The following is a 15,770-nucleotide window of genomic DNA, read 5'->3' on the forward strand; positions in this document are numbered from 1 at the left end:
GGTCCCATAATCGAAACAAACTCACCACTTTGAATCGTTAAACTAATACCATGCAAAATCGGTACTGCAAGTTTCCCTTGATAATATGTTTTATGAATATTGTTTAACGTAATCATTTTTCTTTCACTTCCATTCCGTCATACACATTGTCGGAAGGATTTTTAACCACCTTTTGCCCCACTGTTACGCCTTCAAGAACTTCTGTCCAGTCTCCGTCAGTAGAACCTTTTTTCACATTTTGTTTACGAAGCTTTCCTTTTTCTTCTACATAAACAAATGCATCATCGTCTTTTTCTACAATGCTCTTACTAGGAACCGCAATTATCTTCTTATTTTCTAAGCTTACTTGTAGCGATACATGATAACCTGGAGATAAACCTTCTTGCCCATCTAGACTTGCTTTATATGTATACTGAGACATATTTTGTGTGCCTTCACCGGCGCCAGCTGCTTGCGCCATCTCTGCACTTGTTGGGAATTCACTTACTTCTGTAATTTTCCCTGTCCATTTCTGCTTACTATTTGCTTTTGCAGTTGCAGTAAATGTTTGATCCTTTTGGATTTGTGATTTTTGAAGCTCAGTTAACGTTCCTTGAATTTGGAATGGGTCTTTAGATGCAATTTGTAAAAATGATTTTCCTTGTCCGCCCATCGCTTGCGCTGAGTTTTGTGCTGCATCTTTATCTAGCTTTTGGACAACGCCAGCAAAATTACTATAAATTGTGAGTTCACCTTGCTTTTTCTTTAACTCTTGTGATTGTAATTGTCCTTTTTCTTTCTCTAGATCACTTGTTTTTTGCTGTATTTCTAATTCACTTACTTGCTCTTCTAACTGATCTGTTACTTCTTTCCCCGCGCCACTATCTTTTGCCTTCTTAATATCTTTCTTTAATGAATCTATTTTCTTTTGTGCCTGATCGTAGCGCATAGTAGCCATTTTTTGCTCAAGCTCAGCTTGTTTCAGTTGTAAATTGATTTCTTCATTATCATAAGAGAATAATTTCGTGCCCTTTTCTACTTCCTGTCCTTCTTTTACTGCAATATCTTTTACTTTTCCTTTTGTCGGATCTGCGTAGAAGCTCTCAATATTTCCAGGTTTTACTTGTCCAGAAATCAACTTCGTATTGTTAAGTGAACGTTCTGTTACTTTCTCAAAGCTAACAGCATCTCCCTCAGCCGCGCCCTTTTTCTTTCCTTGCATAACAAAAATATTGACGGCTGCAACGACGACAATTAGTGCAATAACTCCGATGATAATCCATTTCTTCTTTTTATTTGGAGTACGAACGGTATTTGGTAACATATCCTCTCTCCTTTTATATCTTAATATAGTGGTTATTTAATTATGTAAAACTTTCAGAAAAAGATGGCGATATAAATCCAAGTAAAAATAGACAGAGAAAATAAGTGCAGGTCAATACGACTTACATATTGAAATATCAAAATGAATTTATATACTTTTACATTATTACGATTTCTTTACAAAGTTTTACATCAACACTTATATTGTAACAAAAATACAAATGTTTAGAAATATAACGATTTATCTTTTAAGAAAGTTTTAAGGAACCTAAAGAAAACCGCCTTACATCAGGCGGTTTGGACATTTTCTCCAAGAACTCGGTTTCTCTTCATCCAAGTCATACTCAAACGGAAGAGTTGTCACGTCTTTTCTCATCTCACGCGGAATATTCTTTTCTACCGTTTGAAACGCTTCATATTCATCTGTGCGCATCGCTCTTTGCACAATGCCTTCCGGGTTATCACCTTGCATGTCCAACATCCAGCCCGTTTCACTATTTAACTGTTTACGAAATTCATCTTTTTCCTCTTCATCTGGAAACATGCTTCCGTTCACTTCCAAATATGTTTCTACTTTCATCGGAAGCCACTCTACTTCATAATCTTCAACTAAACAAATCGCAATCCCGATCGGTGTACTACGAACGACAAAATCAAATGTACAATCTCGCTGTGTAACAGTTGCTGAACAAAATAAAAATTTCTCTACCTCTGATACAAAAATCCCCACATTTCAGCATCTCCTTTATACATAATAATTTGTCTTGCTAACTTCTAGTAAATTTTAACATTCGTTTTTGAAGATATTGTAAAATGGATGTTAATTTTCTATATATAATATAATTTCACTTTATATAAATCTTCACTGACAAGATGCACATAAAAAGAGCTGCCCAAAAGTAGTGCTTTTGGACAGCTTCCTTACATAAACGATTATGCAATTTTGCTCTCAGGGCCTTTTCTCTCATGACCAAATTGAACGATAAATAAGAATACAGTAGATAAAATACCACCCGCTAATAATAGAATGAAACAGCCGTCCCAACCAGAGCGATCAACGATAACACCGATCGCTGCGTTTGCAACAAGGCTTCCTCCTAAATAGCCGAACAGGCCACACATACCAACTGTTGTACCTACTGCGAATTTTGGTACTAATTCCATTGCACTTAAACCAATTAAAAATTGTGGTACGTAAATTAAACAACCAATAATCGAAACTGCCGCACTCACAACAAGTATATTCGATGCTTGCCAGTATACTAGCGTTCCGATAACAACACCAACCATACTAAATACACATAGTGGCATACGTTTTCCTTTAAATAGCTTATCACTTAACAGACCTACGATTAATGAACTGGGAATTGCCATTGCTTCAAAAATTGAATATGCTGCATGCGCTTCTGTTTTTGTAAATCCTTTAACCGTTGTTAAATAAATCGGTACCCAGTTAATAACACCGAAACGAATTAAATATACAAATGCGTTCGCAATACATAAATACCAAATAAATTTATTTTTCACTACATATTTCATCAAAATTTCTTTTGGTGACATTTTGTTGGCATTGTCTGCCTTCTCAAGACCTTCATAGTCATTACGATATTCTTCAATTGGTGGAAGACCGACAGATTCTGGTGTATCCTTCGCATTCACCCACATAAGAACTGAAATGACCATTGCAATGATCGCAGGGAAGATAAACACGCCGGCTTGCCAATGACTTTCACCGAAAATACCAATACCAATTCCAACAAGTGGTGCTACAAGCATCGCACCAACATTATGCGAAATATTCCAAAGTCCTGTTTTTGTACCGCGCTCTTTCTTCGAGAACCACTTTGTCATTACGGTACTACAAGGCGGTGCCCCCATCCCTTGAAAAATATTATTAAAAACTAATAATGTTAAAATCATTCCAAATGAAGATGCAAAACCAAAACAAATATTTATAATTGCCGATAAGAATAAACCAACCGCAATAAACCGCTGAGCATACGCTTTATCTGATAAATTTCCCATAAAGAACTTACTTAGTCCATACACAATCGCCGTAACGGAACCTAATAAACCATATTCCGTTGCACTAAAACCATATTCTTTCATTAAGTACGTACTAGATAACGTAAAGTTACTACGAACTAAATAATACGCTGCATACCCAACCGAAATTCCCAGTAACACGCGAATCCGTAGTAGTGTGTATACTTTGTCAATCATATTCGCTGGCAAACGCTCTATTGCTGGTGCAGGCTTAAGCCAATTAAACATATCATCTCTTCTCCTTTTCTCACTTTTGAGAGAGACGTTGTCTATTCCATATCTCGATTACTCTACCATCTGATACGTTTTTGCTCGTTCTTCTAACTGGCTGACCTTCTATTTCTTTCTGATTCTTCGCAAGCATCGTTGGTACGCCAAACGAAACCTTTTCTAAAATGTGCCCCGCTTCTTCTGATAAACAATAATCAATAAATAAATCCGCTATAATACCACTCGGTGCATGTCTCAGTTTAGAAATCGCATTGACAGATAACCCTGTTTGCTCAGGCACGTTACTTAAAATCGGAAAGCCTTGTTTTTGAAGCATCCGTTGATCTCCCATAAAATTAATTCCGATCATGTATTCACCACTTGCAACATATTCTACGGGCATGTAACCATTCACCGTTACCTCCGCTACCTGCCTCGCAAGCTCCTTTACATAATGATCAGCCTCTTCTTCACCAAATGTATCAACAAGTGATTGGAACAACGTATATGCTGTTCCTGAAACATTCGGATCAGGCATGATAATCTTTCCAGCATACGCAGGATGTAATAAATCTTTCCACTCTGACGGATAGGAAAGCCCCAGCGGCGCTATTTCCTTATTCCATCGCTCTTTATTAATCGCGATGGCAAGCTGCTCTACTTCATAGCCATGCCAAAAGCCATCCTGATCTTTAACGGCTTTTGAAATGCTACTTGCATGCTGACTTATAACAGGAATAGATAGATTTTTTTGCTTCATCATTTGATGCGCATCCAATGTACCGCCAATGATAATATCGGCTTTTGGATTTCCCGCTTCTTCTTCAACTCTTCTAAGAAGCTCCTCCGTAGAGAGGCGAATAAATTCATACGTACACCCGCGCGGTTTACAAAACGATGATAGAAGTGCTTCACCGACTTCTTCACGCGCTGCTACATACGCAACTAGATGGCGATCTTTTAAATTTGGAAGACCATTTTTACTATATTTGATAGAGGTAGTATCTCGAGAGCAACTAGACATCGCTCCTCCAATTACTAGCAAAAAGAAGAAAAAGGCTATCTTTCTCATGAAACATTCTCCTTTACAAATAGATTTGCTAGGGAGCCTTTCATATACATCACATTCCCATTATTATCGCCAAGGTATTGCACGACAAAGTAAGAAGGATATACAGAAATCGTTAATATATCCTCACGTTCATTCTTTACATGTTTACCATTTTGATAAGCAGTAATATAAGCGATTGGATTCTTCTGCGATTGCAGCAATTTCTGGATCTCTCCATAGTCCGTAATTTGCTTTGCTTGCCGAATCGAATCAAGTATTGGCGTAAGATTCGTAGTACGCACTACATCACCTTCTCGCAAGACAACCTCTTTTGCTGATGCAAAGAAATCGCTAATACGCTCTGGCGTATAATATAGGCCCAGCAAATATGTTTGGAATGCGGAAATCATAGGATCTGTCCCCTTCTTCCCATATACATTTGCCTCGTACTGGAACAAGTCACCTACTGCAAAAGTACGCCTATGTCCATTCAAGTACGTTACTTCTCCAGTAAATACTTGTTCGTGGATCTTCGCTTCGGTTTGCTTCATTCGAATTCGGTCAAAGAATGAAACAATCGCATGTAGACGAACTTCATCTGTTACAACTACTTCTCCCCACTTCTCATGTCTTACCTTCACTTCAGTAGGAAGAGATTCACTTGCTCTTTCTAAAACAGCCTGCTTGTCATCTAGGGTTGTAACGCGGTTATACAATTGCTTTTCTATAACATAAAACAAGATAAGAGCCGCAACCGTACAACAGACAAACAAGAGAATTTGAAATGATAGCCTTTTCATTTCTGCCTACCTCCACAATAAAAAAACGTTGTTTCGAAAATACCGCATAATTGTTTCATAAATGTATCATTTAATCGCTTTCAATTTTTTTATACCTTCCATGTACCTTGGTAATAACAATGTGATAACTACCAGCGTTCCCATTTCCTCACTACTTTCAATTCGCATACTTCCGCCCTGCTTGTTCATAATCTCCTGACAAATGAACAAACCATATCCATTTCCATAACTAGAGGAGAGTACTTTCCCTTTTGGAGAACGATTCCATTCTGCAAGTATCGCTTCATCTATACCAATTCCATCATCATGGATAAGAATTTTCGCTTCATGTTCATTTTTCGCGACATTTATCCTCATTTTCGTAGCATCACTATATTTAATCGCATTATCAAACACATTCAAGAAAATTTGCTTCGTCTTATCAAAATCTGCAACTACATTCACTTCAGATAATTCATTTATAACTTCTATTTCATATTGCTGAAGACGAGGCTTCACAATCGAAATTGCTTCTTCCGCAATTTGTTTTATATCTACAATCGTCGGAGAGACTTCAAACGTACTCGTCCCATACTTTGAAGATTGTAGCAACTCCTCAACGAGTGATAATAGACGCTGACTTTCAATCGAAACATAATGAAGGCTTTCTTCTACATCTCGCGCAGATTGCAATTTTGGAATTAAATCTACATATCCGATAATTGCAGTAAGCGGTGTTTTCAGCTCATGCGTAATTCGGTCTAAGAAATCCTTCTGCTTCTCTTTCTCTTCCTTTAGCTGCGTCATATGAAGTTCAATTGCATCAGCCATCGCATTGAAAGACGCTGATAACTGGGCAATTTCTACATATTCATTTAGCTCAATTTTACTTTTATAATCGCCATTTGCAAGCCGCTTTGCCATTTGTCTTAACTGATCAATTGGCTTATGAAGAGATTTCGCTAAACGAATCGCAAAGAAAATGCCGCCGGCTACTAAACAAATCGATGTAATGAGAAATGTCCAGCTCACATTCGTTAAAACTTCTTTCTCATCTTGTAATTCGTTAATAAAGCGAATTGCCCCAATAACATCGCTTCCATGATAAACGGGACTCGAAAATAAAAGAAGTGGTGCTGGGTCACCATTTTCAAATACATATGCCTTCTTTCCTCGTAACGACTGGTCAATATCTATATTCTTATGAAGCAAAGCTCCTTTCTCTGTATCCGCAACGACGTCTCCATTCTTCCCAATCATCTGCACACGGACATCCATCCGCTTTGCTAAATAAGAAGCAATCAAAAGCGAATTCGGCCCTAGCGTCTCCACTTCTTCTTCCTTCTCTAAATAGTTCATCGTGTAAATTTGCGCTTCTACACTTAATTTCTCTAAAGAACCTGCCGCATTATGATACATATTCTTTTCTAATGCAATGTAAACAACCGTATAAAGAAGAAACAAAATTGGAATCAATAACCCTACTATACCAATTACCATATTTCGTTTTAACGACATCTTATCACCTTTTAACAATCTAACTTATAGCCGACGCCATAAATCGTCTTAATATGTTCTCCGCTTGCTCCAAGCTTCTTCCGAAGGCGCTGCACCATAATATCAACTGCTCTCGTATTTCCGCTATACTCAAAGCCCCACACTTTCTCCAATAGCTCATCACGCATAAACACGCGATGCGGATGTGAAGCAAATAGCTGACATAAATTGAACTCACGATACGTTAAATCAATTTCTTCTCCATTGACATGTACTTTCCGTTCCTTCGGATAAATAACCAATTCACCAGCACGGATCATTTCATATCGTTGCAAAGTTTCTTTCTTCGTCGTGCGCCGTGCCATATTCTTTACCCGAAGAATCAGTTCTGCATAATTGAATGGCTTCGTTACATAATCATCAGCACCAAGCTGCAGTCCGAGCAGCTTATCATTCATCTGGCTCTTCGCCGTTAACATAAGTACTGGAATATCTCGGTCCTTCTCCCTAAAGAGCCGAAGCAGCTCATAACCATCCGTATCTGGAAGCATCACATCTAAAATCAATACATCGGGCTGCTCGTCCCATCTTTGCAAAGCCTCTTTTCCATCAGCTGCAGTTAGTACTTCATATCCTTCCATCTCTAGCTGCATACGAATTAAATTGCGAATGCTCGATTCATCATCGACTACGAGTATTTTCATGATTCTCCTCCTTTCGCAGTACATTTTAGTATAGCAAATATCCTATACAAAAAAAGAGTGCACTATCGAACATATGTTGAACGACAATACACTCTTTTTTATTATTTTACTTTGCATACCCACTCGGCTTACTTTGATGCCAATTCCACGCATGCTCAATAATTGTTTTCATATCTATATATTGCGGATTCCATCCTAATTTTTCCTTTGCTTTTTGAGAAGATGCAACAAGGCGTGCTGGGTCTCCAGCTCTTCTTGGCGCAACTTCCGCTGGAATTTCATGCTTTGTTACTTCGCGAACTGCTTCAACAATTTCTTTTACACTAAATCCGTTACCGTTCCCTAAGTTATAAAAGTCGCTGTCCCCGCCATTTTGTAAATCCTGAAGTCCAAGGAAATGAGCAGCTACTAAATCATCCACATGAATATAATCACGAATACATGTACCATCTGGTGTATTGTAATCATCACCAAACATCATGATTTTCTCACGTTGTCCTAAAGCAACTTGCAATACAAGCGGAATTAAATGCGTTTCAGGACGATGATCCTCACCAATCATACCACTTGGCGTTGCACCAGCTACATTAAAGTATCTAAAGACCTTATATTTCAAATGAGAAGCTTGGCTATACCAATGCAACATTTTTTCAATCGCTAATTTTGTTTCTCCATATGTGTTCGTAGGGTTTGTTGGTGTTTCTTCTGAAATTAACTCAACATCTACATCGCCATATGTTGCGGCAGTTGATGAGAAGATAAACTTATCAATCTTAAATTCTTCCATTACCTCTAGTAAACATAGTGCACCATATACGTTGTTATTATAATATTGTAGCGGCTTTTCCATACTTACACCGACTAAAGAATCCGCTGCAAAATGCATCACTGCGTCAATTGTTTCTTGCTTAAAAACGTCTCTTAAGAAATCTTTATCACGAAGATCACCCTTATAAAACTTCACGCCTTCTGTAATTGCATCTTCATGACCTGTTTGCAAGTTATCAATTACGATTACAGATTGTTCCTCATCAACTAACTTTTTCACCGCGTGAGAACCAATATAACCAGCTCCGCCACAAACTAAAATAGATACCATATTTTCCACCCAACTTTTCATTTTTTTAACTCTATAAATCTAGCTTAGCTACTCTTATTTTATATAGCAAGAAGAAATTCCAACTATTGTATACCACTACTATTTGGCTAAAACAGCGAGCTTTTCTTCTACCTTCTGTAAATCCTCTACAGAATCAATTTCAAAACTATCATTGCTATCGATTTCGTACAAATGAACATTTAAATCTTGAATGTTATCTTTTACAATATTGTCCCAGTACAGTTCACTGAAATTTTCCTGATCTACTGCTTCTTCTAGTTTTTTCACAATATGGACACCATCTTCTTTTGACCAATAGGAAATACCACATAAGATGTAATCATCATCACCGTCACCAATTTCAATATCATATACTTTACGATTTTCATCATACTTAATAATCCATTCATTACGGAAATCTTCTTTCTTCGCACTAAAATATAAAGATGACGCTGGGTTCTCTATAAAAATATTACGGTGTAAATAAACATCTGCATCCATTACATATGCCTCTTGTAAATATTCACGAACTACATACATTGTATAAATATTGTTATATACATCATACTTGTCATTGTGCACAAGCTTCACATTATACTTATGGGCAAGATAGTCGAATTTCTCTGCTAAGTAACCTGTAACGACAATAATTTCTTGGACGCCGATTTCTTGTAAGTATTCAATTTGACGCTCTAACATCGGCTTGCCGTTTACCTCTACTAATGATTTGGGAGTCGTTAACGTTAATGGGCGTAAACGTGTTCCCATACCTGCTGCTAATAAAATCGCTCTCACGTTACTTCACCTCTATATTTTTTCGCTTTCATAAATTCATTTATATCTGCAACCGTTAAAATTGCGCCTATAAGAATCGCAACACAACAAATAATTAACTTCCATGAAAAAGGTGACCCTAATACTAACATAGAAATGACAACCGCCCATGCAGAATACGTAATGTTAAGCGCCATTGCTTTTGTTGGTCCAATTTCATGAATTGCCTTATAGTAGAATACATAAGAAGCTGTTCCAACTAATGCAATCACAATGATTAAAATAAACTCACTGCTCATCACAACTTCTCTTGTTAAGAAATGTCCGCTCGCTACAGGTAAAATCACAAGTCCATATGTGACCGCTGAAACAAGCTGACGAATTTGCAAGGCCTCTTCAGGGGATACTTCTTCATCTTTCATACCGTACGCACAGATTACACACTCTAACCCCCAGCCAACGATACAAATCAGGACGAAAATAAATCCTAACATATAGTTTTCAGTCGCAAATCCGTCCCCTGTAAATCCAAGGATGATAATAAATGTAATACTAATAATAAGCCCAAACCAATTCCAGGGGCGAAGGCGATCCTTCAAAAACAAGAATGCAAAAAGTGCACCAACCGCTGGATATACCGCTGAAATCGCAGCTGTATAAGAAGCCCCGATATATTTTACAGCTAGTACATAAAACGTCATACCAACCGGCCCGCCCATAAGTGCTCCTAACATAACGAACCGTCCACTTCTCGTTTTCAGCTTAGAAAAAACCGTTCCCAGCTGCCCTTTTATCGCCATATATATCATCATCCATAACGCTGACATAAAGTCATGCAAAAATGTACTCACAAGCGGCGCAAGCAACACAACTTGTTCTGTTGCTAACATAAGTTGTGAAGATAAGATAATCCCAATCAATACCGTATCTACAGCCCAAGCAAAACCAGAAAAAACTCCATACAATATGCCTGTACTTTGCTTTTCTCTCATTTTCATACCTCACACGCTAACGCTAAAAAGAGCTGTAAGTTTTTCTTCGCACGATGATAGCGATCTATTCCATATGTTCCAAAATCACTGCCTGTACTTTCTTTAATCTTCGTCCAAATACTCCATAAGAAATCTTGGAAAATCTTATTCATCAATATTCTTTCTTTATAAGACTCTTCTACTGATCCATTAAAATAATAACTTAAAAACAATTCCTCATCCTCTAAAGAAAAATCACATTCTAAGCTATGTGCGGCGATATCCCACATCGGATCGTTCATGCCCCCATATTCCCAATCAATTAAATACACTTTGTCTTCGCCGCTCTTAACAAAGTTTTCAGGAACGGTATCATTATGACAAGGCGCGAGCGTAACATCCATCGCCTCATACATATCCTTTAATTGCATTATTTTGCTCTTCACTTCGACATAATCATCGAAGTTAGAACCGTTTACTTTATTTAATAACCCTTCATAATGCTCGACTTTTTCAAATACATTAAAAACGTTATTCATCACGATATCCGAACTGTGTAATTTCTTTAATATATTTGCTGTTAATATCATATTGTCACTGCGTTTTGCCGTTTTTGGATTTAATGTTTCTGCGTTTGGAATGAGTTTCGCTAACTTCACACCTGTTTCTGCATTAAAGTATAAAAGTTCCGCATCGACCCCTAAATCGCTTGCTAAATTAGCCGTTTCCATTTCATCACGGCGGCTAATCATGTCTTCCGTACCGCTTCCTGGAATACGTAATACATATTCCTTTCCGCCTGCCATTACTTTGAAATTCGTATTCGTCATACCACCAAATGACTGAATATTTGTAACTTGCTCTTCTGAAATAGAAAGCGCCTCTAAAACATATCTTTTAATTTGTCTTTCTTTAAACTCTGCTTCTTTCTTCACTAAACGAGGATATATTTTATTTTTCACAACTTCATACTGCTTCGTTGTATCAATCTCTGCCCATACAACATCCGATAACTTTGCATAACCGACGTCATACAACCTTGCCGCATCAAGAAGTAAATATTCATAGTTCACATATGGATTTTGATTATGACGGAATGTTGCTAACATGTTCATGAACACTTCATACGAGATTTTAGAAATCCCAACCATCTCACCATCAATACGATTTAACTGATGAATATCTTTTGAAATTTTATAAAGATAGCCATCCTGGAGTTCAACAAACGCTTCATCACCAGATCCACTCTCATTTGTAATCAACACACAGTCCGGTTCTGGATGATGTAACACTTTAATAAGAGCCTTCTCTTCGATTAAAATATCATCTTCAATTAATAAGAAATCATCTGTAATAAGCTCTTGAACCTCCGCTAGTGATGCCATTGATCCCGTCCACTTATACTTCGGATTTTCCACAAAATGCACATTATAACGGCCTGACCAACCTTCAAACTGCTCCTTCTTATAGCCAACTACCACTACAATCTTTTCAATCCCATTATTTTCAAGAATTTCTAAACTACGATCTAGCAACAGCTTTTCCCCAACCGTTAATAAACCAGATGGCTTCCCAAAATCATGGCGCTTCCCAGCCGCAAGAACAACAGCTTGCGTAACCTTCTTTCCCTCTTTATGATGAACTCTAATCTTCTTCCCTTGGTACGCCACTAACTCCTGGCGCATATATTCAAAGCCTTTCTTATACAAATAATAATTCATGTACTTTCCTAACTTCTCGCTATAAATATATTGATTTTTTGCCAAATCATTCATAATATAATTTACTTTACCAACAGATATATTGCAGTGCTCTGCAATTTTTTTTTGGTTCATCTGTGGATTTTGATTAATAACTTCTAATACATTTAATACTTGCTGTGTAGCGCCCCTCTCCATAACCCCATCCATCCATTCATTTTTTGAACACATCATACCATTTACGGATAATAATGTAAATATTTCGTAAATTTAATGTGTAGTTTGTAAATCCTATTTATTTTTACATAACGTCAAAAAAGCCTAATTTCCCATACATTTCACAGGATCATTAGGCTTCTTACTATACTCACTGCTATTTTGTTAACTCTAAATGAGCTTTTAATTTATTAGACAAATCTTGACGATCCTTCTCTGGTACAAAGTAATACCATATACCATCTTGCTTGTGACCATCACCAGGGATTTGAACTTCCTCTTTCTTATTTATCGCAGACTTATAATTACTTTGAAGATCCCACATTTGATCCTGGGTTAAATTTGTTTTTACGTTTTTCTCAACTGCTTCTAACATCGTACCAAGTTTTGTAATGGACGATATGTTAGCTCCTTTACTAATAACCGCTTCAAGCACTTGACGCTGACGCATTTGACGACCGAAATCACCGCGCGCATCCTGCTTACGCATACGTGTATACTTCAGGGCTTGTTCACCATTTAAATGAATGTTTCCTTTCTCAAATGACATCCCTTCAAGTGTGAACGCGATATCATTATACACATCAACTCCGCCAACAGCGTCTACAATATCACGGAACCCTTCCATATTTACTTCAATATAATAATCGATTGGAATATCTAAAAAGTTTTCAACCGTCTTCACAGACATATTAATTCCACCAAATGCATACGCATGGTTGATTTTATCCTTCTTCCCTTTACCAACAATCTCCGTATATGTATCACGAGGAATACTTGCGATTTTCATTGAACTATCTTTCGGATTTAGCGTTAATAACATAATCGAATCCGAACGCCCTTTATCTGCTCCGCGCTCATCTGCCCCTAATAATAAAATAGAAACAGGTTGTTTACTTCCTAACTTCACATCAGTAGATCGTTTCTCGGAATGATCACGTTCAAGCGGGGTATACACTTTATCGATTGTCCCCGAAACGGATGAGTACAGATAATACGCATAACCGCCTCCCGCAATGACAAGAACGCCAATAATACCAAGTATCCAAAATAGAATTTTCTTCATTGTGTAACCTTCTTTCTTGAATCAGCTTTATAGGTTTGTAAGGAATAAAGTACCAAGTCACATTATACATGTGAAGTTACCCATCAAATTATACTTTATTTCATAATTAAAACCCATATATTTTCTCATATAGCCTCTTATCTTTTTACTCCGTAATATAAATAAGGCCCCACTGCTCAAATAACGATGGGACTATATTCTATTTTCACTATAAACAAAAAAGAAACTTCTGCTCGAAGTTTCCGATATCACCCATATATATCTACTGAATATTTCACATCAAAAATTGCTTTCCTAACAGATAACGAAATAACTCTTTCTTTTCCCGTTTGAATTATATGCTCTATTTCACATATATAGACTGTACTTCTTGATAGCCATTTTTATTATTTGACTGCCATCTCCAAGAATCTACACACATTTCTTCAATCCCACGCTTTGCTTCCCATCCTAATTCTCGCTTCGCTTTAGATACATCTGCAAAACATACAGCAACGTCTCCAGGTCTGCGTTCTGCAATTTTATATGGAACCGCCTTTCCTGAAACTTTCTCGAATGCTTGCACCATCTCTAGCACACTATAACCAGTACCTGTACCAAGATTATACGCATCTACTCCTGTTGTATGCAGTACTTTTTCAAGAGCCTTCACATGCCCATTCGCAAGATCCACAACGTGAATATAATCACGGACACCTGTACCATCTTTTGTTGGATAGTCATTTCCAAATACACTTAATTCTTTTAACTTACCAACTGCTACTTGCGTTACATATGGCATTAAGTTATTGGGAATTCCATTTGGATCTTCCCCAATACGTCCACTTTCATGTGCACCAAATGGATTGAAATACCGAAGTAATGCCATACTCCACTCTGAATCAGCTACAACTACATCATGCATCATTTGTTCAATCATCAACTTTGTTTGACCGTATGGATTTGTTGCACTTAAAGGGAACTCTTCTGTAATTGGTGATGTCTCAGGAATACCATACACCGTTGCTGATGAACTAAAAATCATTTTCTTTACATTGTGCTTCTGCATAACATCACATAATACTAATGTACTTGTAATGTTGTTGTGATAATACTTAAGCGGAATTGCTACTGATTCACCCACCGCTTTGAAACCAGCGAAATGAATCACTGCCTCAATCGTATTTTCTTTAAAAATCATATCAATTGCTTCTCGATTCAAAAGGTCTTCTTTATAGAATTTAAATTGTTTTCCTGTTATTTCTTTTACTCGATTTAATGATTCTACTGAGCTATTAGAAAGATTATCAACTACTATAATTTCATAACCATGATTCAATAATTCCACACATGTATGACTACCAATATACCCTGCTCCACCTGTTACAAGTATGGCCATGATGAAAACCTCCTAAATTTATTTACTAGCTTTTCATTACATATTTTTATGAACGCTGAACAGGATCAGTTCCAAATGTATTTATCCATATATCTCCTGTTTTTGTATTACATTAAAAAAGTCCAATTGCACGAACGACAATTGGGCTTTCTTTAAGCTATAATTGTCTCTCTAAATCCGGCTTAGATACAAGCTTCGTATACACAATAAAACGATCCGACGCATCGCCAATATACTCAAATGGATAACATGTTGTTAACATCAACGTCTCATAATCAGTTGGCACGATAATCATCTCGTCATTCGATCCCGTAATTCTGAAATCTGTTATTTCATAAACAACCTCACCATACGATTTGCTTCGTTAACTCCCAACCGAAAAAGGCAACAATCCCAAGACCAAACAAAATAATAGAAACGGGAATCCTAATAGTTACCCATCTCCATTTTGACTTACGCTTATGTACTTTCTTTCGCTTTTCCATAGGGTGTATTATGCTTGTTCTACTTTACGAGCTAATCACTGCTGGAACTAGCGCAGCTGCACTTGAAAGAAGTTCACTCACTCGTGCAGCATCTGCCTTAATCTAAGCTTGCTCTTGATTAGTCAAGCTCGTCTTTTGTAAATATGCATATAAATAGTCCACGCGATCAAGGTTTAAAGTTTTCAATGAATTTACAAGCTTTTGTGAAGCTTCTTTTCTACTCGTTTCTGCATTTGCTGCCGTTGCAGCAAATGCGTTTAAACCAAGAGCAAGTGCAGCGACTAATGAACTTTTTTTATAACAATTTTGAAACTCATGGTTATTTCTCCTTTTTATAACAATTTAACAATTTAACTATTTAAATATATCACAAGCAATCCTTAGTAGGATAACTTAACCATAATTTTTTAAAATGGGCATCTTACATAAAATCTAAGAACTAAACATTTTTTGATATGAAAGTGGCTGATTCTCATAACCGTTTGGATGATT

At 37.1% G+C, this 15,770-nt stretch carries 13 protein-coding genes and 2 pseudogenes; all 15 read right to left on the reverse strand.

Annotation, left to right across the window (positions count from 1 at the left end; all coding sequences use genetic code 11):
- Positions 1-116 (reverse strand): annotated as a pseudogene (locus tag CN288_RS08610) (macrolide ABC transporter ATP-binding protein); the annotation flags it as partial.
- Positions 113-1,303, reverse strand: coding sequence for an efflux RND transporter periplasmic adaptor subunit (locus CN288_RS08615; protein ID WP_098302124.1), 1,191 nt, complete (start codon positions 1,301-1,303; stop codon positions 113-115). The pseudogene CN288_RS08610 and the gene CN288_RS08615, both read right to left, overlap by 4 nt.
- Positions 1,304-1,585: 282 nt before the next feature.
- Positions 1,586-2,032 carry a hypothetical protein gene (locus CN288_RS08620; RefSeq protein ID WP_026591939.1) on the reverse strand — a complete coding sequence of 149 codons (447 nt, stop codon included), beginning with the start codon at positions 2,030-2,032 and terminating at the stop codon, positions 1,586-1,588.
- 203 nt (positions 2,033-2,235) lie between these two features.
- Positions 2,236-3,576: an MFS transporter gene (locus CN288_RS08625; protein ID WP_026591938.1), complete on the reverse strand. Its 1,341-nt coding sequence runs from the start codon at positions 3,574-3,576 to the stop codon at positions 2,236-2,238.
- Between the two features lie 19 nt (positions 3,577-3,595).
- Positions 3,596-4,630 carry an ABC transporter substrate-binding protein gene (locus CN288_RS08630; protein WP_026591937.1) on the reverse strand — a complete coding sequence of 345 codons (1,035 nt, stop codon included), beginning with the start codon at positions 4,628-4,630 and terminating at the stop codon, positions 3,596-3,598.
- The gene (locus CN288_RS08635) at positions 4,627-5,409 is read right to left on the reverse strand and encodes a DUF3919 family protein (protein ID WP_098302125.1); all 783 of its coding nucleotides are present in this window, start codon (positions 5,407-5,409) and stop codon (positions 4,627-4,629) included. Before CN288_RS08635 ends, CN288_RS08630 begins: the two co-directional genes overlap by 4 nt.
- A gap of 66 nt (positions 5,410-5,475) precedes the next feature.
- Complete coding sequence (locus tag CN288_RS08640) at positions 5,476-6,906, reverse strand: HAMP domain-containing sensor histidine kinase (protein ID WP_098302126.1); 1,431 nt, start codon at positions 6,904-6,906, stop codon at positions 5,476-5,478.
- A gap of 11 nt (positions 6,907-6,917) precedes the next feature.
- Positions 6,918-7,589, reverse strand: a complete 672-nt coding sequence (locus tag CN288_RS08645) for a response regulator transcription factor (RefSeq protein ID WP_026591934.1) — start codon at positions 7,587-7,589, stop codon at positions 6,918-6,920.
- A 106-nt stretch (positions 7,590-7,695) separates the two neighbouring features.
- Positions 7,696-8,688 (reverse strand): UDP-glucose 4-epimerase GalE, encoded by a 993-nt coding sequence (gene galE / locus CN288_RS08650; RefSeq protein ID WP_098302127.1) that lies wholly within the window; start codon positions 8,686-8,688, stop codon positions 7,696-7,698.
- A 99-nt stretch (positions 8,689-8,787) separates the two neighbouring features.
- Positions 8,788-9,483 carry a CTP--phosphocholine cytidylyltransferase gene (locus CN288_RS08655; RefSeq protein ID WP_026591932.1) on the reverse strand — a complete coding sequence of 232 codons (696 nt, stop codon included), beginning with the start codon at positions 9,481-9,483 and terminating at the stop codon, positions 8,788-8,790.
- Positions 9,480-10,454, reverse strand: a complete 975-nt coding sequence (locus CN288_RS08660) for a DMT family transporter (protein ID WP_026591931.1) — start codon at positions 10,452-10,454, stop codon at positions 9,480-9,482. Before CN288_RS08660 ends, CN288_RS08655 begins: the two co-directional genes overlap by 4 nt.
- Before the next feature lie 2 nt (positions 10,455-10,456).
- A complete protein-coding gene (locus CN288_RS08665) occupies positions 10,457-12,331 on the reverse strand; it encodes a phosphocholine cytidylyltransferase/choline kinase family protein (RefSeq protein WP_098302128.1) in 1,875 nt (624 codons plus the stop codon).
- A gap of 175 nt (positions 12,332-12,506) precedes the next feature.
- Positions 12,507-13,415 (reverse strand): polyisoprenyl-teichoic acid--peptidoglycan teichoic acid transferase TagU, encoded by a 909-nt coding sequence (gene tagU / locus CN288_RS08670; RefSeq protein WP_026591929.1) that lies wholly within the window; start codon positions 13,413-13,415, stop codon positions 12,507-12,509.
- A 343-nt stretch (positions 13,416-13,758) separates the two neighbouring features.
- Positions 13,759-14,793, reverse strand: a complete 1,035-nt coding sequence (gene galE / locus CN288_RS08675; RefSeq protein WP_090694393.1) for a UDP-glucose 4-epimerase GalE — start codon at positions 14,791-14,793, stop codon at positions 13,759-13,761.
- Positions 14,794-14,950: 157 nt separating this feature from the next.
- Positions 14,951-15,278, reverse strand: a pseudogene (locus CN288_RS08680) (sortase domain-containing protein).
- Positions 15,279-15,770: the final 492 nt, after the last annotated feature.

Origin of the sequence: Bacillus sp. AFS023182, assembly GCF_002560575.1 — a bacterium.
In the GTDB taxonomy this organism is placed as follows: domain Bacteria; phylum Bacillota; class Bacilli; order Bacillales; family Bacillaceae_G; genus Bacillus_A; species Bacillus_A arachidis.

Bases quoted from the DNA above. Each gene is read 5' to 3' on its own strand.
- CN288_RS08630 (WP_026591937.1), bottom strand. From the start codon at position 4,630: ATGAGAAAGATAGCCTTTTTCTTCTTTTTGCTAGTAATTGGAGGAGCG.
- CN288_RS08640 (WP_098302126.1), bottom strand. From the start codon at position 6,906: ATGTCGTTAAAACGAAATATGGTAATTGGTATAGTAGGGTTATTGATT.
- CN288_RS08665 (WP_098302128.1), bottom strand. From the start codon at position 12,331: ATGGAGAGGGGCGCTACACAGCAAGTATTAAATGTATTAGAAGTTATT.
- CN288_RS08625 (WP_026591938.1), bottom strand. From the start codon at position 3,576: ATGTTTAATTGGCTTAAGCCTGCACCAGCAATAGAGCGTTTGCCAGCG.
- CN288_RS08660 (WP_026591931.1), bottom strand. From the start codon at position 10,454: ATGAGAGAAAAGCAAAGTACAGGCATATTGTATGGAGTTTTTTCTGGT.
- CN288_RS08615 (WP_098302124.1), bottom strand. From the start codon at position 1,303: ATGTTACCAAATACCGTTCGTACTCCAAATAAAAAGAAGAAATGGATT.
- galE (WP_098302127.1), bottom strand. From the start codon at position 8,688: ATGGTATCTATTTTAGTTTGTGGCGGAGCTGGTTATATTGGTTCTCAC.
- CN288_RS08645 (WP_026591934.1), bottom strand. From the start codon at position 7,589: ATGAAAATACTCGTAGTCGATGATGAATCGAGCATTCGCAATTTAATT.
- tagU (WP_026591929.1), bottom strand. From the start codon at position 13,415: ATGAAGAAAATTCTATTTTGGATACTTGGTATTATTGGCGTTCTTGTC.
- CN288_RS08635 (WP_098302125.1), bottom strand. From the start codon at position 5,409: ATGAAAAGGCTATCATTTCAAATTCTCTTGTTTGTCTGTTGTACGGTT.
- galE (WP_090694393.1), bottom strand. From the start codon at position 14,793: ATGGCCATACTTGTAACAGGTGGAGCAGGGTATATTGGTAGTCATACA.